The sequence below is a fragment of the Brevibacterium sp. CBA3109 genome, assembly GCF_040256645.1.
GTDB classification, from domain to species: domain Bacteria; phylum Actinomycetota; class Actinomycetes; order Actinomycetales; family Brevibacteriaceae; genus Brevibacterium; species Brevibacterium koreense.
The window spans coordinates 734,774-753,346 of the sequence record NZ_CP158281.1 but is presented as its reverse complement, the minus strand read 5'-3'; the positions used below and the strand labels follow the sequence as shown (position 1 = coordinate 753,346).

Genomic DNA, 18,573 nt, shown 5'->3' with positions numbered 1-18,573 from the left:
CTCAGGCCTTCTTGGCGTAGTAGCGGCCCAGCACCTCGGCCTCGAGCTCGGCGAAGCGGCCGTCGATCATCGCCTGTCGGATCTCGGAGACGAGGTTGACGACGAAGTACTCGTTGTGGACGGTGCACAGGGTGGAGAAGAGCATCTCCTTGGCCTTGTACAGATGCCGCAGGTAGGCCCGCGAGTAGTTCTGGCACGTGTAGCAGGCACAGTCGGGATCCAGCGGCCCGAAGTCCCTGCGGTACTTCGCCCCGGTCAGGTTGTAGCGGCCGTCGCGGGTGTAGATCGCGGCATTGCGGGCCACTCGTGAGGGCGAGACGCAGTCGAAGGTGTCCGCGCCGGTCTTGATCGCCTCGAACAGGTCATCGGGTTCCGAGATGCCCAGCAGGTGGCGGGGCTTGTTCTCCGGCAGCTCCTCGCACACCCAGCGGATGATGGTGCCGAGGTTCTCCTTCTCCAGGGCTCCCCCGATGCCGAAGCCGTCGAAGTCCATCCCGCCCAGATCGCGCGCGGCCTTGCGCCGCAGGTCCTCGTACTGCGCACCCTGGAGCACGCCGAAGAGTGCCTGGTAGGGCCGGTGTGTGCGGGCAGCAGTCTGGCGCTGGTGCTCCTCGATGCAGCGCAGGGCCCACTGCCGGGTGCGTTCGAGCGACTCGACCTGGTAGCCGCGGGTGTTGATCAGCGTCGTCAGCTCGTCGAAGGCGAACATGATGTCCGCGCCGAGTTCGTGCTGGACCCGCATGGAGACCTCGGGGGTGAAGCGGTGCATGGTCCCGTCGAGGTGGGACTTGAAGGTCACCCCGTCGTCATCGACATTCGACATGCGTTCCTTGCCGACGGCAACGAGATCATCGTTCTGTTCGCCGGTCGACTCCATCGAGATGACTTTCTTGAACCCCGAGCCCAGGCTCATCACCTGGAATCCGCCCGAGTCCGTGAACGTCGGGCCGGGCCAGTTCATGAACTTGCCCAATCCTCCGGCCTCGTCGATGAGGTCAGAGCCGGGCTGCAGGTAGAGGTGGTAGGCGTTGGCGAGCACCGCCTGGCCGCCGAGTTCGGCCACCTCATCAGGGCGCACGGCCTTGACCGTGGCCTTCGTGCCGACCGGGATGAATGCGGGTGTTGCGATGTCCCCGTGCGGGGTGTGGATGACGCCGGTGCGACCACCCTCGTCGAGGCGGGTGCCGACCTCGAACCCGAACCGGGAGCGGTCGTTGATGGGCGCTGTCTCAGATTCTGCGGAGGATTCGATTCGGGTCACCCGACCAGTTTAACTGGGAGCATGAGTCAGACCTTCATCCACCTGCTCCAGGCTGCTGTGCGCTCGGGCGACCCTATCGTCATCGACGGCGGTCTGGGTACCGCGCTCGAGTCCCGCGGCATCGATCTGAGCCACGAGCTGTGGTCGGCAGCCCTGCTCCGGGACTCCCCCGACACCCTCGCCGAGGTGCACGCCGACTTCATCCGCGCCGGTGCCCAGATCGTCACGACCGCCAGCTACCAGGCGACCCCCTTGGGTTTCGAGCGAGCATCGATCCCCGCCGAGGAGGGTCTGCGTCTCATCGCACGCAGCGTTGAGATTGCGGCTGGGGCCGGCGATGCCCTCGTCGCCGGGTCCGTCGGACCTTACGGCGCGGCTCTCGGCGACGGCGCCGAGTACACCGGCGACTATCACCTGAGCGATGAGGAGTTCGCAGCCTTCCATCGCCCCCGCATCGAGGCCCTGGTCAGTGCCGGTGCCGATCTGCTGGCCATCGAGACACAGCCATCGCTGCCGGAGATCACGGTGCTCGCCGGCCTGGCCGATGAGTACGGGATTCCCGCGTGGCTGAGCGTGCCCCTGGCTGACCATGGAGACCTGGCCGATGGTCTTCACATGGCCGACGGAACACCCCTAACCGACCTCGCCGAGGCGGTTGCCGACTCGACAATGATCCGCGCACTCGGCGTCAATTGCGTCCGGCCCTCACTCGTGGCCCCCGCGCTGGCGGCCTTGGCGAGCGCCACCGATTTGCCACTCATCGCCTACCCGAATTCTGGTGAGACCTACGATGCGGCCACGATGGAATGGCGCGAGGACTCTGCCTTCGACTCTGGCCCGAGGGCACTGGCACCGTGGGTGTCCTCCGGTGTTCGCATTATCGGCGGCTGCTGCCGAACGACGCCAGCCGACATCGCCGGTCTCGCCCCGTCCGTGCCGCAGCTCTGAGCATCTCAGTTCGCGATGTGCTCTGCATAGTATTTCTCAGCGACGTTCGGGTGTGAGCGCAGACGCGACATGAACGCATTCTGCCCGTAGACCGCGTGCAGCGCGTCGAGTTCATCGACAGAGACTCCACGCGCCTCGGCTGCAAGCTCCGGCGGGAGTTCAACCGGCGGCAGATGACTGCTCAGAGCGGGGTTGTAGAAGAAGGGTATCGAGATCCGGTCTTCACCTGGTTTGGTCGGCAGCACCCGATGGACCGTCGCCTTGAGATACCCGTTCGTCGCGACTTCGAGGAGCTTGCCGATATTGACGATGAAGGCATTGTCGATCGGATCCGCATCGATATAGCCGTCATCTGTCAGCACCTGCAGGCCCGTGGTGCCCGGCTGCGGGTAGAGCAGGGTGAGAGTACCGCCGTCACAATGTTCGCCCACCCCTTGGGTCACGTCCTCGCTCTCGGCTGCCGGATAGCGGACGACCTTGATGAATGATTCCGGGTCGCGGTCGAAGGCAGCGAAGAAGTGATCGGCCTCCTGGCCCAGGCTCAGCGCCCATTGAGCCAGCAGCCTGTTGCCGACCTCCGTGAGCTGGGCGTGCCAGGAGTCAGTGACCTCCCGCAGCTGCGGCAATGACTGCGGGTACTGATTGGGGCCGGTGAGATTGTCATAGTCGTGTTCAGGTTCCGTCACCGGTTCGCGTTCGGGGCCGATGTCGATCTGCTCACGCCAGTCGACGTGGCCGCGTGTGCGTTCGCCACCCGTGCGCGTATAACCGCGGAAGTGCGTGGAGTTGATGTTCTCGATCGCCAGCTTCTCTTCCTCGGGGAGAGCGAAGAACTTCTGCGCTGTTTCGATGATTGCGCTGAAGTCCTCGTTGGGGACACCGTGGCCGACGAGGTAGAAGAATCCGATCTCATGCGTGATTCGGCGCAGGTCTGCTCGAAACGTCTCGGCGGTCGCGGGATCCTCAGACAGGCTGAGGTCGAGGATGGGGAGTTGGCGAAGCGTCATTGCTGAGTCCTTTCCTAGGTGTTCAGAACACTAATGCGAACTCCTGCCGTCACACCGCGATGAAGTCATCAGCGGTCACGAAGCGTCACACGCCCAACATCTTCCCCGGATTGAGGATCCCCAGCGGGTCAAGGGCATCCTTGATCTGCGTGTGCATCAGCCTGGCTCCGGCATCGAGCTCACGCCCGAGCCACTCGCGCTTGAGGAATCCGACTCCGTGCTCACCCGTGATCGTCCCACCCAGATCCAGACCCAGCTGCATGATCGCGGCGAACGCCTCCTGCGCTTGGCTCACCTGAGCCTCGTCTCCTGCGTCGAAGACCACCGAGGGATGCATGTTCCCGTCACCGGCGTGACCGGCCGTGGCGACCTCGACATCGAAGCGGGCATCGATGAGCGCCAGGCGTTCGAAGAACTCCCCGAGGGCGGAGCGCGGCACGCACACATCATCGACGAGCTCTCCCCCACCACGAGTGTGGGCGTACTTCTCCATCGCCGGGGCCACCGCTCGGCGGGCCGCGACGAGCATCTGCGAATCGGCCGGATCGTCGGAGACGAAGACCTCGGTGCCGCCGTTGGACTCCGCGACCTGGCGGAAGGCTTCGAGCTCCTCCATCGCCCCGGCACCCTTGGCATCGGACTGGACGAGCAGCAACGCGCCGACATCGTCGGGCAGTCCGAAGTCACCGTAGGCATTGATCATCGCCACGCTGGGACCGTCGATGAACTCCAGCATCGACGGATTCGCCCCTGAGCCCATGTACTCGGTGACGGTGCGCCCGGCCGATGCGGTGTCGGGGAAGATTCCCACTGCGGTGATCGGCTGCGTCAGTGTCGGCTTCAGGGCCAGCGTCACCTCGACGATGGTGCCCAAGGTTCCTTCGGACCCGACGAACAGGGCCGCCAGGTCGAGCCCGGCGACACCCTTGGCAGTCGGACGGCCCAGCTTCGTCACAGTCCCGTCGGCGAGCACCACGGTCATGGCCCGCACATAGTCCTTGGTCACGCCGTACTTCACGCAGCACATGCCGCCGGCGTTCGTGGCGACATTGCCGCCGATCGTCGAGATCGCCACCGACCCCGGATCGGGCGGGTAGGCCAGTCCGTGTTCGGCCAGCGCCGTCTTCAGGTCCTGATTGATGACCCCGGGCTGGACGCGGCAGGTCTGATTGACCTCGTCGATCTCGAGGACCTCATCCATCGCTGCGACATTGAGCAGGAGGCCGCCGTCGACGGCGTTCGCGGCACCGGACAGGCCGGTCCGTGCGCCCTGGGTGACGACGGGGATGTGGTGCTGCGTGGCGAAGGCCATCACTGCCACGACGTCATCGACCGTGCGTGCCCGCACCAGCGCCAGGGCCTGGCCTGCGGGGCAGAACAGGGCCTTGTCGAAGGCGTAGCTGTCGATGACGTCCCTGTCGGTGACCAGCGCGCCGGGGCTCAGCCGAGCCTCCAGGTCCTGGGTCGGAATCTCGGCTGTCACACTCATGCGGTCCGCGAGGCTGCGAACTTCGTGGCCACGTCGCGCACCCGGTCGAGAGCTTCATCGGGTCCGATGCTGATGCGCACCCCGCCGCTGAGCTTCCGCACTGCCACGGCCTGGGCTGCGCAGGCAGCTTCGAAGTCCTGTGCGTCCTCGTCGGGCAGGCTGACCCACACATAGTTGCCCTGCGAGTCGGTGACGGTGAGTCCCGCATTCCGCAGATCCTGGGCGAACTGGTCACGGGTGGCCGCGACGTCCTTGGCTCGGACGAGGACCTCGTCGTTGCGCGACAGCGACTCTGCGGCCGCGACCTGAGCCGTCGAGGTGACGCTGAAGGGTGCGATGACCTGGCGCAGGGCGGTCGCGATCGTGGGATCGGCGACGCCGAAGCCCACCCGCAGGCCAGCCAGGCCATGGGCCTTGGAGAAGGTGCGTGCCAACACCAGATTCGGGAAATTCCGGTAGGCGGCCATCCCATCGACCACCTCGGCGTCGGTGGCGAACTCGAAGTACGCCTCGTCGAGGACGACGATGACCTCGGCCGGGACCTCGGCCATGAAGCCGTCGAGCTCGGCCGTCGAAATCGACAGGCCGGTCGGATTGTTGGGCGAGCAGAGAAGAATGAGGCGGGTCGTGTCGTCGATGGCCGCGACCAAGCCCTGGAAGTCATGCCGACCGTCCTCGAGCAGGGGCACGGGGCGCTTCTCGGCACCACGCGCCGAGGCGAGGATCGGGTACATCTCGAAGGAGGGCCAGGGGTAGACCACCGAGGTGCCTGCTTCGAGGGTGATGTTCGTCAGCGCGGAGAGAATCTCCGAGGCCCCGGCACCGGGCACGATCTCGGAGGCATCGACGTCGAGATGGGCCGCGATATCGGCGACCAGCTTCGTCGACTTCGGATCCGGATAGTTCGCGGGCACCTGCCCGGGGTCGGTGATCGACTTGAGGACGCCCGGCAGCGGTGCCAGGTGGTTCTCGTTCGAGGACAGTTTGTACGGTTTCAGACCCGGCGTGGTGGTCGGGGGCTTGCCCGGCACATAGGGCGGGAATTCGGCCAGGGCATCACGAAGCAGGAAGCGATTCGACATGTGCCCATATTTGCACATCCTGTGGCGGGCGACACAAGGCGTCCACGGGCTAAACGTCCGAATGGTCGGAAAATGCGTGTGACTGCGGACGATCACCGGCTGTGAGGTTGCTCGCACGGGACTCCTGTACGCAGGGGCGGGTTACTGGTTCGCGTGTGGCGAAGAGTAGTCTGTGAGTCGAATACATGTAGTCAGTGACGAAGGATGAGAGTCGAAATGCCCTCAACGCAGGAAAAGGTTGACGTTGTCTTGATCGGCGGCGGCATCATGAGCTCCACTCTTGGTGCCATGCTGACCGAACTTCAGCCCGAATGGGATATCCGGGTCTACGAGAAGCTCGACTATGTCGCCGAGGAGAGCTCCGATCCCTGGAACAACGCAGGCACCGGCCACGCCGCCCTGTGCGAACTCAACTACACTCCTGAGGACGAGAACGGCCACGTCGATCTTGCGAAGGCCTCGCAGATCAACGAGCAGTTCCATCACTCCCGCCAGTACTGGTCGCACCTCGTCGACAACGGCGTCCTGGCAGAGCCGAAGTCCTTCATCAACCAGGTCCCTCACATCAGCTACGGCCGTGGTGAGAAGGGACGCGACTACATCAAGAACCGCTACGAGCAGATGGTCCGCAATCCGCTCTTCTCCGAGATGGAGTACACCGACGACCCGGCCACCCAGGCCGAGTGGCTGCCGCTGATGTTCGAAGGCCGCGGACCCGGTCAGGTCAACGGCATCTCGCGCACGAAGATCGGCACTGACGTCGACTTCGGTTCGCTCTCGCACCAGCTGCTCAACTACGTCGGCGACAAGGGTGCCACGATCCGCACCAGCCACCAGGTCACCGACCTGGAACGCTCCTCCGACGGCTGGGTCGTCACCGTCAAGGACCTGCTCTCCCACGAGACCCACAAGGTCAACGCGAAGTTCGTCTTCAACGGCGCCGGCGGCGGTGCCCTGCCGCTGCTGCAGAAGTCGGGCATCCCCGAGGGCCGCGGCTACGGCGGATTCCCCGTCTCCGGCATCTTCCTGCGGACCTCGAACCCCGATGTCGTCGCCCGCCACCAGGCCAAGGTCTACGGCCAGGCTTCCTTCGGTGCTCCTGCCATGTCGGTGCCTCACCTCGACACCCGTGTCGTCGACGGCAAGGATTACCTGCTCTTCGGTCCTTACGCCGGCTTCTCCCCGAAGTTCCTCAAGGGCGGCCGCTTCACCGATCTGCCTTTCTCGGTGCGCGGGAACAACCTGCCCACGATGCTCAACGTGGCCAAGGACAACACCGACCTCGTCACCTACCTCGTCTCCGAGCTGGCCTCGTCGAAGAAGGCCCGCTTCGAGTCGATGCACGAGTTCATCCCGAACATCGACCCCAGCGACTGGGAGTTCATCCAGGCCGGTCAGCGCGTGCAGGTGATGAAGAAGGATCCCAAGAATGGCGGAGTCCTCAGCTTCGGCACCGAGCTCATCTCCTCGGCAGACGGCTCGATCGCTACTCTCCTCGGCGCCTCACCTGGTGCATCGACGGCAGTGTCGATCATGCTCAACCTGCTCAAGACCTGCTTCCCTCGCCAGTACAGCAGCTGGGAACCTGCGATCAAGGACATGGTTCCCTCGCTGGGCCGCAGCCTCGCCGATGACGAGACACTGCTCAAGGAGCTCTCCGAGTACACGGCTCGCACCCTCAAGCTGATCTGATCGGCTGACGACTGGTAGCTGACAACAGCTGAATACAGAAAGAACGGCGGACCCTGCGGTCCGCCGTTCTTCGCGTGTCAGCGTCTATGAGTGAGTCTGTGCCTCACAGCTCGACCTGGCGGTTGACGTCCTTGTAGAGCAGGTAGCGGAAGCGGCCCGGTCCGCCGGCGTAGCAGGCCTGCGGGCAGAAGGCGCGCATCGAGATGAAGTCACCCTCCTGCACCTCCACCCAGTCGCCGTTGAGTCGATAGACGGCCTTGCCCTCGAGCACGTAGAGACCATGCTCCATCTCGTGAGTCTCGGCGAAGGGAATCACCGCACCGGGCTCGAAGGTCACTATGTTGACGTGCATGTCGTAGGCCAGATTGTTGGGATCCAGGGGACGCGTCGTCCGCCACCGGTTGTCGGTGCCCGGCATCGCTGCAGGCTCGACGTCGGATTCCTGGCCGAACTTGGCCTCCGGGTCCAGCCCAGCCACAGGCTGATAGCGTTTGCGGACCCAATGGAAGCGTGCCGCCTCGGCACCGGTGGACTTCACACTCCACGTCGAACCCGCGGGCAGGAATCCGTAGCCGCCCGGCGTCAGGGTGTGAGCCTGGCCCTCGTGGGTGATTTCGAGCGCACCGGCCATCAGGAAGATGAACCCTTCGACCTCGACCTGCGGCTCAGGTTTCTCGGAGCCGCCGCCCGGGGCGACCTCGAGGATGGTCTGGGAGAACGTCACCGCTCCCCCGGCCACCGGCTTGCTCAGCACCCAGGAACGAGTCCCCGTCCATTCGGGCAGGTTGGACGTCACGATGTCACGCATGACTCCGCGCGGGATCACCGTGTAGGCCTCGGTGACGATCGCACGGTCGGTGAGCAGTTTTGTCTGCGGCGGGTGCCCGCCGGTGGGTGCCCAGTAGGTGTAGGGGTCGGTCGTCGTCATGGGTGTGGTGTCTCCTTCGAATCGGTGCTGGTCAGTACAAACCGGCGGTCTGGCGCCGAGGTTGTCGGCAGGTCACTCTGCCGCGCCGGTGGCGGCGATATGATTGAGGGTCGCGATCGACATCTTCGTCCGATCCGTCACGAACTCCTCGGTGTGGGCGCCACAGGAGAGTCCGCGGCCCAGGTAGCGGGCCAGCGCCCGTGCCGTCGCCGGCTCGTCGAGGACACCTGAGTCCTCCTGGAACACATAGTTGCGCAGTCGAGTCGCCGCCCGCTCCGCCCCTTCGCGGTAGAAGCGGAATGTGGCGAGGAAGCGTGTGGGCAGCTGGTGCGGGTGCATGTCCCACCCCTGGTAGATGCCGCGCTTGAGGTGCCTGCGGACCAGTCCGGCATGCAGGCTCCAGGCCCGTTGAATCTCTTCGGGCTCACCGAGAGGCATGATGTTCGTCGAACCATCAGAGAGGTGGACGCCGGTGCCGGCGACCGCGAGCATCATCTGGTTCTTCGCGAAGTCGGCCACCGGGTGATCCATGGCCTGGTAGGCGGCGGCGACGCCCATCGAGGCCGAATAGTCGTAGGTGCCATAGTGCAGGGAGGTGATGCGCCCGGCCCCAGCATCGAGGACCGGTGCCAGCGGCACTGTTCCGTCGGCGCCGAGGATGAGCTGCGGGGTCTCGACCTGCACCTCGAAGGTGATCGTGCCCTCGGCGAGGCCGTGCTCGGCTTCGAGTGCACGGCAGGCCAGGACCATGGCGCTGACCTGGTCGACGGTGCTCACCTTCGGCAGCGTGAGGACAAGCTCCTTCGGATACGATCCGTGGGCGGCGATCACCTCGGCGAGGTACACATCCAGGGTGCACAGACCGCGTGCCCTGGTATCGGCTTCCAAGCACTTGAAGCGGATGCCGAAGAACGCCGGCGCACCCGCCTCGGCCAGTCCTGCGATCCCATTGCGTGCGGCCTCACGCACACAGCCGTCCTCGGTCTCATCGCCACGATTCCCGAACCCGTCCTCGAAGTCCATCCTCAGGTCCTCGATCGGTTCGGTGGCGAGCTTCCGGGTGACGGCCTCGGCGAGCATCTCCGCTTCCCGAGCGACCTGGTGCAGATTCGGCATCGTCTGGCTGTCGGGGGCGAGGGCCTCCTTGCGGGAGGCGATGATGACGCGTTCGGCCAGCTGAACCATCCCGCCGTTGGCCTCGACGCATTCCAGCGCCTGTTCACCCCACTCGCGGGGCAGTGCCGGGGTCGAGAGGTGCCCGGGGACGTAGACGGTGTGCACGGGCTGCCGGACATCACGCTCGCCGGGATACCGCATGCTCAGCAGCTCGTCCGTGTCCGCCAGGAGTGAGTCGATGTCGGCCAACGTTGATTGATCCAATTTCACATTCTCTTTCGTAGCATCATTGCGCGGGAGGACTGGTCTCCCAACATTGTCTCTCATAAAACAGCGACCGGCCCCCTGTTTCAGGAGACCGGTCGATGATCAGGACGAAACGGCCGCAACCGCCTCTGCGACCTTCTTCGCCACTTCGGGGTCGAAGACCGAAGGCACCACATAACCCGGATGGAGTTCGTCTTCCGGGATGCACGAGGCGATAGCGTCCGCCGCGGCGACCATGATGTTCTCGTCGATGTCGGTCGCCTCAGCATCAAGCAGGCCGCGGAAGATGCCCGGGAATGCCAGCACATTGTTGATCTGGTTCGGATAATCGCTGCGGCCGGTGGCCACAACGGCTGCGTACTTGAGCGCCTCTGCGGGGTCGACCTCAGGGTCGGGGTTGGCCATCGCGAAGACAAGAGCATCTTTGTTCATGGCCTGGATGTCGCTGCCGTCGAGCACGTTCGGAGCGGAGACGCCGATGAACACGTCCGAGCCGGCGACGGCTTCCTTCAGAGTGCCCTCGAAGCCCTCCGGGTTCGTGTTGCGCTGCAGCCACAGCTTGTGCTCAGTGTCGACATTCGACTCGGGTCCGATAGCGCCGTCACGGCCACAGGCGATGATGTTCTTCGCACCAGCGACCTGGAGGAGCCGGATGATCGCATTTCCCGCAGCGCCCACACCGGACACGACGATGCGCTGATCTTCAAGCTTCCTGCCCACGACCTTGAGCGCATTCTTCAGCGCAGCCAGTGTCACGATGCCGGTGCCGTGCTGATCGTCGTGGAAGACGGGGATGTCGAGCTCCTCGCGGAGTCGGGCCTCGATCTCGAAGCACCTCGGGGCGGAGATGTCCTCGAGGTTGATGCCGCCGTAGGCCGGAGCAATGGCCTTGCAGATCGAGATGATCTCCTCGGTGTCCTTGGTATCAAGGGCCACCGGCCAGGCATCGACGCCGGCGAACTGCTTGAACAGAACGGCCTTGCCCTCCATCACGGGCATCGCCGCTTCCGGCCCGATGTCGCCGAGGCCCAGAACCGCAGTGCCGTCTGTGACGACCGCAACGGTGTTGCGCTTGATCGTCAGACGACGAGCGTCGGCCTTGTTCTCCGCGATGGCCATGCACACTCGGGCCACGCCAGGCGTATAGGCCCGGGAGAGGTCGTCACGGTTGCGCAGAGGCACCTTGGGCGAGGATTCGAGTTTGCCGCCGAGGTGGAGCAGGAAGGTCCGGTCGGAGACCTTGTGAACCTCGACGCCGTCAAGTTTGTCGAGTGCAGCCGATACCTCGTCGGCGTGGGCGACATCGCGGGTATCGGCGCTGACATCGATCATCACCGTGTGCGGGGTGGATTCGACGACATCGAGCGCGGTGATCGCGGCACCGGTTGCCGCGGCGGCAGCCACGAGGTCGGACGTCGATGTCCGGCCGACCGCTGTCTCCACTCGAAGAGTGATTGAGTATCCGGGACTTGGAACAGCCATGGAAGTTATCCTCTCTGATAAGTCTTTTCCGTAGTACGGATAATATCTTCTGTATAGTGGAAAATCTAGCCAGAATGATCGCGAGCGGAAACTTTCTTCCATTTCGAGACTAGACTGAGTCACAGTTTCGCTCAGCGATCCTGGTTGTCATGTCGACGGCACTCATCGTCGAGCTGCCACGCAAGTCAATGAACACGAATTCAATAGACGAGGAAGAGGAACTGGGATGACCAGCAACGATACGAAGGCCCCCGCGATCCGCCAGACCAAGGGCGGCGTCCAGTCCGTCGAACGCGCCTTCGGGCTCCTCGAGTGCATCGCGAACTCCTCCGGTTCTGCAACGCTGAGTCACATCGCCGCCGAGGTGAGCCTGCCCCTCCCGACGATCCACCGTCTGCTCAACACTCTGGTCAACCTCGGCGTGGTGCGTCAGCTGCCCAACCGCGGCTATGCGCTGGGACCGGGATTGATCCGCCTGGGCAACCTGGCCGGGACCCAGCTGGGGGCCATCGCCCGCCCCTACCTGCGCACGCTCGTGGACGAACTCGGTGAGTCCGCAAACGTCGCCACCATCGACGGAGACATGGTCGTCTACGTCGATCAGGTCTCCTCGCAGCGACAGATGCGCATGTTCACCGAGGTGGGGCGGCGGACGCATATGCACGACACCGGTGTGGGCAAGGCGATCCTCGCCGGCCTGGAACCCGAGCAGGTGCGTCACATCGTGACGACCGCCGGGATGCCGACGCCCACGGAGTACAGCATCGGCACCGTCGAGGATCTCGAGGCCGAGCTGGTGCGCATCCGTGACCGCGGGTACTCGATCGACGAGCAGGAGCAGGAGCTGGGCGTGCGCTGCTTCGCGATGTCGATCCCCGATGCCCCCGCTCCCCTGGCGATCTCCGTGTCCGGACCGATCAGCCGTGTCGACCAGAACTTCGCCGATCGTGCGATTCCGCTGCTGCGCTCGGCCGCCGAGGCGATCTCCCACGATATGCGCGGCGGCGCCTGAGGCGCTGGGGCTCACTGCACAGCCACCACAAGCTGCACAGCCAAAAACGGGTGGCGTGTCGAGACTCGTAGTTTCACCTACGATTCTCGACACGCCACCCGTTTGTCGAGTCAGGCAGCCTCAGGAATCGCCGCCGGCGGTGCCTGAGGTTCCTGCGTTGACGTCGCCCAGGCGGTACTTCTTCGCGGCCTCGACCGGCACCGAGCGCGCAATCTCCCCACGGTCGGCCAGCAACTGCAGGGTGCGCACCACCATCGAGTGCGCATCGATCTTGAAATGACGCCTGGCAGCGGCGCGTGTGTCGGAGAATCCGAATCCGTCGGCCCCCAGGGTCGCGAAGTCCTGACTGAGGAACGGCCGGATGAGGTCCGGCTGTGTGGAGTCGAAATCACTCGTGGCCACGATCGGCCCAGCCTCGGCGCCCAGACGCTGCCGCACATAGGGCACGCGCGGCTCGGCTTCGAAGTTCTCGAGCTTCTCGGCTTCGCACTTCAGGGCATCGCGGCGCAGTTCGGCCCATGAGGTCACCGACCAGACGGCCGCATCCACACCCCAGTCCTGTGCCAGCAGACCACGGGCCTCGAGCGCCCACGGGACGCCGACTCCGGACGCGAGCAGCTGAGCCTGCGGACGATCGCCCGCCCCCGCCTCGGCGCCGGTGCCGGCTTCCGCGACACGATGGATTCCGCGCAGGATCCCGTCGACGTCGACATTCTCGGGTTCGGCCGGCTGGAGCATCGGCTCGTTGTACACGGTCAGGTAGTACATGACGTTGCGGGCGTCGTCACCGAGATCGTGCTCGCCGTACATGCGGTGCAGTCCGTCGCGCATGATGTGGCCGATCTCGTAGCCGTAGGCCGGGTCGTAGATCCGCACAGCAGGGTTGGTCGCGGCCAGCACCGGCGAGTGTCCGTCAGCGTGCTGCAGGCCCTCACCGGTCAACGTCGTGCGGCCAGCCGTGGCGCCGATGATGAACCCTCGCGTCATCTGATCTCCGGCCGCCCAGAAGGCGTCGCCGGTGCGCTGGAACCCGAACATCGAGTAGAACACGTAGATCGGGATCATCGGCTCGCCATGCGTCGAATACGCAGTTCCTGCCGCGGTGAATCCCGCAGCCGCGCCTGCTTCGTTGATGCCGACGTGGAGCAGCTGCCCGTTGGTCGCCTCCTTGTATGAGAGGAACAGCTCGCGGTCGACCGCCAGGTAGTTCTGCCCATTCGGGTTGTAGATCTTCGCGGTCGGGAAGAACGCGTCGATGCCGAATGTCCGTGCCTCATCGGGGATGATGGGCACGATCCGGTTGCCGAGGCCCTTCTCGCGCATGAGGTCCTTGAGCAGACGCACGAAGGCCATCGTGGTCGCAGCCTGCTGGTGGCCCGAACCCTTCTTGGTCTGCGCGAAGGCCTTGTCGCTGGCGGCAGGCAGGGTCTTCTTGCTGTTCTCGGGCTTGCGATTAGGCAGGAATCCACCCAGCTTGGACCGCTTCTCAAGCATGTACTGGACTTCTTCAGCGTCGTCGCCCGGGTGGTAGTAGGGCACGGCGTAGGGATCCTCGTCGATGACCTTGTCGGTGATCGGGATGTCCATCCGGTCGCGGAAGGCCTTGACGTCGGCGGCCGTGAACTTCTTCATCTGGTGCGTGGCATTGCGCGACTCGAAGGTCGTGCCGAGGCCGTAGCCCTTGACCGTCTGGACGAGGACCACGGTCGGTTTGCCGTTCGTGTTCACGGCCTGCTCATAGGCGGCGAAGACCTTGTGATAGTCGTGGCCGCCGCGCTTGAGGTTCCAGATGTCGTCATCGGACAGGTGCTCGACGAGGCCCTTGGTCACCGGTGAGCGGCCGAAGAAGTTGTCACGGATGAATCCGCCGGACTCGGCCTTGAAGGTCTGGTAATCACCGTCGAGAGTCTCGTTCATGATCCGGACCAGCTCGCCGCTGTGGTCGGCGTCGAGCAGGGAGTCCCATTCGCGGCCCCACAGGACCTTGATGACATTCCAGCCCGCGCCGGTGAAGACGGCCTCGAGCTCCTGAACGATCTTGCCATTGCCGCGGACAGGCCCATCCAGTCGCTGCAGATTGCAGTTGATGACGTAGGTGAGGTTGTCGAGGCCTTCGTTCGCGGCCAGCTGGAGTGCACCGCGTGATTCCGGCTCGTCCATCTCACCGTCGCCGAGGAAGGCCCAGACGCGCTGATCGGAGGTGTCCTTGATGCCGCGGTTGTGCAGGTAGCGGTTCATCTGCGCCTGGTAGATCGAGTTGATCGGGCCCAGGCCCATCGACACGGTCGGGAACTGCCAGAAATCGGGCATCAGACGAGGGTGCGGGTAGGAGCTCAGCCCATTGGGGGCCTTCGAGGCTTCCTGCCTGAAACCGTCGAGCTGTTTTTCGTTCAGACGGTTCTCGAGAAAGGCCCTGGCGTACATGCCGGGTGAGGCGTGACCCTGGAAGAAGACCTGGTCGCCGCCGCCGGGATGGTCCTGGCCGCGGAAGAAGTTGTTGAACCCGATCTCATAGAGGGTCGCGGCACCCGCGTAGGTCGAGATGTGCCCGCCGACCGAGATCTCGGGACGCTGGGCTCGGTGGACGAGCATCGCGGCGTTCCAGCGCAGCCATTTGCGGTATTTGCGCTCCAGGCGCTCATCACCGGGGTAGGCAGGCTCCTGATCGGCCGGGATCGTGTTGACGTAGTCCGTGGTCGTGACCTTGGGCTGGGCCACGGAGTTCGATGCAGCGCGTCGGCGCAGTGCCTCCATAATCTCGCTGGCGCGCAGGGTTCCGCGCTGGCTGACGAGTCCCTCCCAGGATTCGAGCCACTCGTCTACCTCTTCGTCACCGGATCCCCTCGGGATCGCCGAAGTTGTGTCCTGGGTCATAGTTCTCCCTCTCAAACACGTCGGGTCCACGGGAAGGTGTTCCCGTGGACCCGACTATGGAAATTATCAGCAGAAGCCGGCGATCTGCGCCCAGGCGTCCTTGTTCTCCTCCACACCATCACGGGTGAAGGTCGCTTCGATCAGCCCGTAGGGACGATCAGCGACAATGAGCACTTCGTTCGGGTTCTCCAAGCCGAAGCGCTCGATGTCGTAGAGGAAATGGTGCTTGTTGGGGCAGGAGAAACGGATCTCGTCGATCTCCGGCACCGCGTCGATGACCTTCTCACCCATCTGGTACAGGGTGTGCTGCAGGGCATGCGAGTAGTGATCGGTGAACGAGTCGAGGATGATCTCCTTCACTTGTCTGTACACGCCCTCGAAGTCGAGGTCCGAGGTGTTGTAGATCCAGCGGGTCGCGATGTCCGTGGCGAGGATGCGGTCGTCGGTCTCCGGCAGGGTCGTGTACTTGTCCTTCGGGTAGCCGACGAAGCCCGACTCGGTGGTCTTGAGTACGGTGAGCCCGTAGAAGCCCGAGATCAGGGTGTCTTTGTCACCGTCGCGGGTGAAGACCGCGGTGCGGGTCTCAGGCGCTGACTTGTAGAAGGAGTGGTCGTGGTCGTTGATGCGGCTCCAACCGTATTCCTCGGCCGCCCAGCGTCCGCCGGTGACCCAGTCGAAGCTGGAGGTGAAGTGGTCTGCGAGGCCCATGATGAACTGCTCGGGCGAGGTCACGCCGAGTTCCTTGGCCTTCGCGAAGACCGTGTTCTTCTGGGTGTCGGTGGCCACGACGTGCTCGTTGTTGCCCTCGGTGTGAGCAGTTTCGAAATCGCCCTGCAACTCCGAGGTCACGTTGAGGTCGCGGATCTCGTGACGATCGGTGTCACGGTAGACCCTCATCAACCGGTTCTCCGCCTTGCCATACTGGTTCGTTGTCAGTCGTACCTTGCTCATCTTCTTGCTCCTGTTGCTGAAACCAGCGACCCCGGCGCGCTCGTCACCGAGTCTGCCTTGGCCGCTGTGACCAATTGATTTGCGAGGTTGCCGGACGACTCGTCCTGCCAACTTCGGCGGTTTGTTGAGGATCATGATCCTGTAAGGGGGCCTGCTTCCCCTGGTGTCGTGTGGGTGGTGCCGCCCGCTCAGCTTCCCCGGTATGTGCTGTAGGCGAACGGGCTCAGCAGCAATGGTATGTGATAGTGGCCTTCACCGGCCTTGACCGTGAAGTCGATCGTCACCTGAGGATGGAAGTGATCCTGCCCCTGGGTCTCGAAGTAGGCACCGGTACCGAATACGATCCGATAGTCTCCGGCGCCGAGGTGGTCCGGTCCGAATTCCGAGACACGACCGTTGCCGTCCGTGCGGGCGTTCGCGATCACCTCAGCACCGGAGTACAGCGTGACCTCGAGGTCAGCGGCAGGAGTGCCGAGCGTGGAGTCGAGTGCGTGTGCGGAGATGAAGCTCATGCAAGTATTCCTTCGAGTCTGAGTGCGGCGATCTGGATCAGCTGCTCGCCGACCTCGGCGAGCTCCTGGGTGTCGGTGTTGGACATGCGGCGCTGAAGCTCAGCGAGGATCTCCTCGGGGCTGCGTCCAGCGGCGCGGATGAGGAAGACACGGTCGAAACGCTCTTCGTAGGCGGCGTTACCTGCGGCGAGGCGGTCCTGAACATCCGCCTCAAGGGAGCCCAGGCCAGCCTGCTCACGCGAGGAATGGGCCGCCTCGGCGGAGGCCCCCTTGGCCTTCTCACCGATCCGGGGATGGTGAGACATCGCACGGGCGATCTCATCTGGGCTCAATGGGTTCGCGCTTGTGCGAGCCGAGTCCTGGGCCGCGGCCCTGTCGGAGTAGGGCCGGGCGGCCACGACACCATCGATCCACCGGTCGACGTCCAGACATGGACGCAACGCCGTTCGGGCGTCATCGGCAGGGAGCTGATTGAACTCACTCAGGTCCACACTGACCTCCTGAAGAAATCGAGATGCTGGCCCGTCTCAGAACGTGTTTCACATCTCGGAAGTATATTTCCATTTAACTGGTTCGAGTGTGGCCCGAGGTGCCTTCGATGTCAAATCCCAAACGATCACCCGGGGCACCAATTTGGAAAACTTCTTCCGCAGAGTGGATAATGATTGTGCGAATGGTGGAATCGGCTCGTCCGACTGCTGAGCGCTCTCCGCCGATATCACGACAATGAGGTTGAATGACGTCATGAGCAGGGAAAGACCAACGATCGTCTGTGCCCCCGATTCCTTCAAGGGCTCGGCCGGTGCTCCCGCCGCCGCAGCCGCCCTGGCGCGCGGTGCCCGCCAAGTGTTCCCCGACTCGCAGATCACCGATCTGCCCTTCGCCGACGGCGGTGAGGGCACCCTCGACGCCCTGCTCGCAGTGTGGGGGACGCCGGCCCGCTCGGTCGACGTGGTCGATGCCCTGGGGCGACCCGCGACCGCCCTGTTCGGCATCTCCGCCGACGGAAAGACCGCAGTCATCGAGGCGGCACAGGCCAATGGCCTCCCCCAGGTCTCCGACGTTGAGCTGCAGCCCGAGCGCGCCGACACCTATGGCGTCGGGCTCATCGCCAGCCATGTCCTGGCACAGGGAGTCGACGAGATCCTGCTGTGCATCGGCGGATCGGCGAGCACCGACGGCGGGGTCGGCGTCGTCTCCGCTCTGGGCGCGACGTTCAGCGATTCCTCCGGGGAGCCCATCGCCCCCGGCGGCGGCGGCCTGTCAGCCCTGGTCTCGGTCGATTCCTCGGGGCTCGACCCCCGCGCGCTCGACGTCCGCTGGCGCATCGCCGTCGACGTCGACAATCCGCTCACCGGCCCCCGCGGTGCCGCCGCAGTCTTCGGCCCGCAGAAGGGCGCCGATCCCTCCTCGGTGTCTGTCCTCGATTCCGGCCTGGCCCACCTCGCCGAGGTGCTCGCCGGCTCCCCGGCCGAGGCCTCGCCCCTGGCCGCGAGGCCTGGCTTCGGCGCCGCCGGCGGCATTCCCCTGACGCTGACTGCCCTGCTGGGCGCCGAGGTCGTGCCCGGATCGACCATGGTCGCCGAGGCGGTGGGCCTGACCGAAGCCCTGTCGAAGGCCGATATCGTGCTCACCGGCGAGGGGTCCTTCGACTCCCAGTCCCTGGGCGGGAAGGTCGTCGCGGCCGTCCGGGACCATGCCCCCGCCTCGGCGAAGATCATCGTCGTGGCCGGACGCGTCGCACTCAGTCCCGCCGAATGCCGCGAGGCAGGGATCACCGCCGCGCTGTCGATCGCACCCGGCCCGGCCGAGCTCGCCGAGCTCTCCGACCGCGCCGAAGAGCTCATCGAAGCCACGGCAGCTCACGCGTGCGCGCTCGTGGGCGCAGGCCTGTCGGGCGCGGGTGCCGCGGGCGCGCAACAGAACTGACCACCAGCAGCACAAGCAGTCAC

15 protein-coding genes are annotated in these 18,573 nt (G+C 64.7%); 4 read left to right on the top strand and 11 right to left on the bottom strand.

Annotation, left to right across the window (positions count from 1 at the left end):
* Nucleotide 1: 1 nt before the first annotated feature.
* On the bottom strand, nucleotides 2–1,261 hold the full coding sequence (gene tgt / locus AAFP32_RS03355; RefSeq protein ID WP_350270646.1) for a tRNA guanosine(34) transglycosylase Tgt: 1,260 nt from the start codon (nucleotides 1,259–1,261) through the stop codon (nucleotides 2–4).
* 21 nt (nucleotides 1,262–1,282) lie between these two features.
* Here tgt and mmuM point away from each other — a divergent pair, with 21 nt between their 5' ends.
* Nucleotides 1,283–2,209 carry a homocysteine S-methyltransferase gene (gene mmuM, locus AAFP32_RS03350; protein ID WP_350270645.1) on the top strand — a complete coding sequence of 309 codons (927 nt, stop codon included), beginning with the start codon at nucleotides 1,283–1,285 and terminating at the stop codon, nucleotides 2,207–2,209.
* A gap of 5 nt (nucleotides 2,210–2,214) precedes the next feature.
* On the opposite strand, the gene AAFP32_RS03345 is transcribed toward mmuM, so the two are convergent.
* The 3 genes from AAFP32_RS03345 to AAFP32_RS03335 all read right to left on the bottom strand — a co-directional run bounded on the left by AAFP32_RS03345 (nucleotide 2,215) and on the right by AAFP32_RS03335 (nucleotide 5,787).
* The gene (locus AAFP32_RS03345) at nucleotides 2,215–3,216 is read right to left on the bottom strand and encodes an isopenicillin N synthase family dioxygenase (protein WP_350270644.1); all 1,002 of its coding nucleotides are present in this window, start codon (nucleotides 3,214–3,216) and stop codon (nucleotides 2,215–2,217) included.
* 85 nt (nucleotides 3,217–3,301) lie between these two features.
* On the bottom strand, nucleotides 3,302–4,705 hold the full coding sequence (locus tag AAFP32_RS03340; RefSeq protein ID WP_350270643.1) for an FAD-binding oxidoreductase: 1,404 nt from the start codon (nucleotides 4,703–4,705) through the stop codon (nucleotides 3,302–3,304).
* Nucleotides 4,702–5,787: an aminotransferase class I/II-fold pyridoxal phosphate-dependent enzyme gene (locus tag AAFP32_RS03335; RefSeq protein ID WP_350270642.1), complete on the bottom strand. Its 1,086-nt coding sequence runs from the start codon at nucleotides 5,785–5,787 to the stop codon at nucleotides 4,702–4,704. The genes AAFP32_RS03340 and AAFP32_RS03335 overlap by 4 nt, the downstream gene beginning before the upstream one ends.
* 216 nt (nucleotides 5,788–6,003) lie before the next feature.
* Here AAFP32_RS03335 and AAFP32_RS03330 point away from each other — a divergent pair, with 216 nt between their 5' ends.
* Nucleotides 6,004–7,479: a malate:quinone oxidoreductase gene (locus AAFP32_RS03330; RefSeq protein WP_350270641.1), complete on the top strand. Its 1,476-nt coding sequence runs from the start codon at nucleotides 6,004–6,006 to the stop codon at nucleotides 7,477–7,479.
* 103 nt (nucleotides 7,480–7,582) lie between these two features.
* On the opposite strand, the gene AAFP32_RS03325 is transcribed toward AAFP32_RS03330, so the two are convergent.
* From AAFP32_RS03325 to AAFP32_RS03315, 3 genes are all read right to left on the bottom strand, one after another.
* On the bottom strand, nucleotides 7,583–8,407 hold the full coding sequence (locus AAFP32_RS03325) for a bifunctional allantoicase/(S)-ureidoglycine aminohydrolase (RefSeq protein ID WP_350270640.1): 825 nt from the start codon (nucleotides 8,405–8,407) through the stop codon (nucleotides 7,583–7,585).
* A 72-nt stretch (nucleotides 8,408–8,479) separates the two neighbouring features.
* Nucleotides 8,480–9,787 carry a DUF6986 family protein gene (locus AAFP32_RS03320; RefSeq protein ID WP_420883380.1) on the bottom strand — a complete coding sequence of 436 codons (1,308 nt, stop codon included), beginning with the start codon at nucleotides 9,785–9,787 and terminating at the stop codon, nucleotides 8,480–8,482.
* 105 nt (nucleotides 9,788–9,892) lie between these two features.
* A complete protein-coding gene (locus tag AAFP32_RS03315; protein ID WP_350270638.1) occupies nucleotides 9,893–11,272 on the bottom strand; it encodes an NAD-dependent malic enzyme in 1,380 nt (459 codons plus the stop codon).
* Nucleotides 11,273–11,498: 226 nt separating this feature from the next.
* Here AAFP32_RS03315 and AAFP32_RS03310 point away from each other — a divergent pair, with 226 nt between their 5' ends.
* Nucleotides 11,499–12,284, top strand: coding sequence for an IclR family transcriptional regulator (locus AAFP32_RS03310; RefSeq protein WP_101619344.1), 786 nt, complete (start codon nucleotides 11,499–11,501; stop codon nucleotides 12,282–12,284).
* A 120-nt stretch (nucleotides 12,285–12,404) separates the two neighbouring features.
* Here the strand turns inward: AAFP32_RS03310 and aceE are convergent, their stop codons facing one another.
* From aceE to uraD, 4 genes are all read right to left on the bottom strand, one after another.
* Nucleotides 12,405–15,158 (bottom strand): pyruvate dehydrogenase (acetyl-transferring), homodimeric type, encoded by a 2,754-nt coding sequence (gene aceE / locus AAFP32_RS03305; RefSeq protein ID WP_350270637.1) that lies wholly within the window; start codon nucleotides 15,156–15,158, stop codon nucleotides 12,405–12,407.
* Between the two features lie 66 nt (nucleotides 15,159–15,224).
* Entirely contained in the window at nucleotides 15,225–16,109 is an 885-nt protein-coding gene (gene pucL, locus AAFP32_RS03300) for a factor-independent urate hydroxylase (protein ID WP_350270636.1), read from the bottom strand.
* 188 nt (nucleotides 16,110–16,297) lie between these two features.
* Entirely contained in the window at nucleotides 16,298–16,621 is a 324-nt protein-coding gene (uraH, locus tag AAFP32_RS03295; RefSeq protein WP_101619342.1) for a hydroxyisourate hydrolase, read from the bottom strand.
* Complete coding sequence (uraD, locus tag AAFP32_RS03290) at nucleotides 16,618–17,112, bottom strand: 2-oxo-4-hydroxy-4-carboxy-5-ureidoimidazoline decarboxylase (RefSeq protein WP_350270635.1); 495 nt, start codon at nucleotides 17,110–17,112, stop codon at nucleotides 16,618–16,620. Before uraD ends, uraH begins: the two co-directional genes overlap by 4 nt.
* Nucleotides 17,113–17,365: 253 nt before the next feature.
* Here uraD and AAFP32_RS03285 point away from each other — a divergent pair, with 253 nt between their 5' ends.
* Nucleotides 17,366–18,550, top strand: a complete 1,185-nt coding sequence (locus AAFP32_RS03285) for a glycerate kinase (protein WP_350270634.1) — start codon at nucleotides 17,366–17,368, stop codon at nucleotides 18,548–18,550.
* Nucleotides 18,551–18,573: the final 23 nt, after the last annotated feature.

Excerpts from the sequence above, each read along its gene's own strand:
- AAFP32_RS03335 (WP_350270642.1), bottom strand. The coding sequence starts at position 5,787 with ATGTCGAATCGCTTCCTGCTTCGTGATGCCCTGGCCGAATTCCCGCCC.
- uraH (WP_101619342.1), bottom strand. The coding sequence starts at position 16,621 with ATGAGCTTCATCTCCGCACACGCACTCGACTCCACGCTCGGCACTCCT.
- AAFP32_RS03330 (WP_350270641.1), top strand. The coding sequence starts at position 6,004 with ATGCCCTCAACGCAGGAAAAGGTTGACGTTGTCTTGATCGGCGGCGGC.
- AAFP32_RS03310 (WP_101619344.1), top strand. The coding sequence starts at position 11,499 with ATGACCAGCAACGATACGAAGGCCCCCGCGATCCGCCAGACCAAGGGC.
- pucL (WP_350270636.1), bottom strand. The coding sequence starts at position 16,109 with ATGAGCAAGGTACGACTGACAACGAACCAGTATGGCAAGGCGGAGAAC.
- mmuM (WP_350270645.1), top strand. The coding sequence starts at position 1,283 with ATGAGTCAGACCTTCATCCACCTGCTCCAGGCTGCTGTGCGCTCGGGC.
- aceE (WP_350270637.1), bottom strand. The coding sequence starts at position 15,158 with ATGACCCAGGACACAACTTCGGCGATCCCGAGGGGATCCGGTGACGAA.
- AAFP32_RS03315 (WP_350270638.1), bottom strand. The coding sequence starts at position 11,272 with ATGGCTGTTCCAAGTCCCGGATACTCAATCACTCTTCGAGTGGAGACA.
- AAFP32_RS03285 (WP_350270634.1), top strand. The coding sequence starts at position 17,366 with ATGAGCAGGGAAAGACCAACGATCGTCTGTGCCCCCGATTCCTTCAAG.
- AAFP32_RS03325 (WP_350270640.1), bottom strand. The coding sequence starts at position 8,407 with ATGACGACGACCGACCCCTACACCTACTGGGCACCCACCGGCGGGCAC.
- AAFP32_RS03340 (WP_350270643.1), bottom strand. The coding sequence starts at position 4,705 with ATGAGTGTGACAGCCGAGATTCCGACCCAGGACCTGGAGGCTCGGCTG.
- AAFP32_RS03345 (WP_350270644.1), bottom strand. The coding sequence starts at position 3,216 with ATGACGCTTCGCCAACTCCCCATCCTCGACCTCAGCCTGTCTGAGGAT.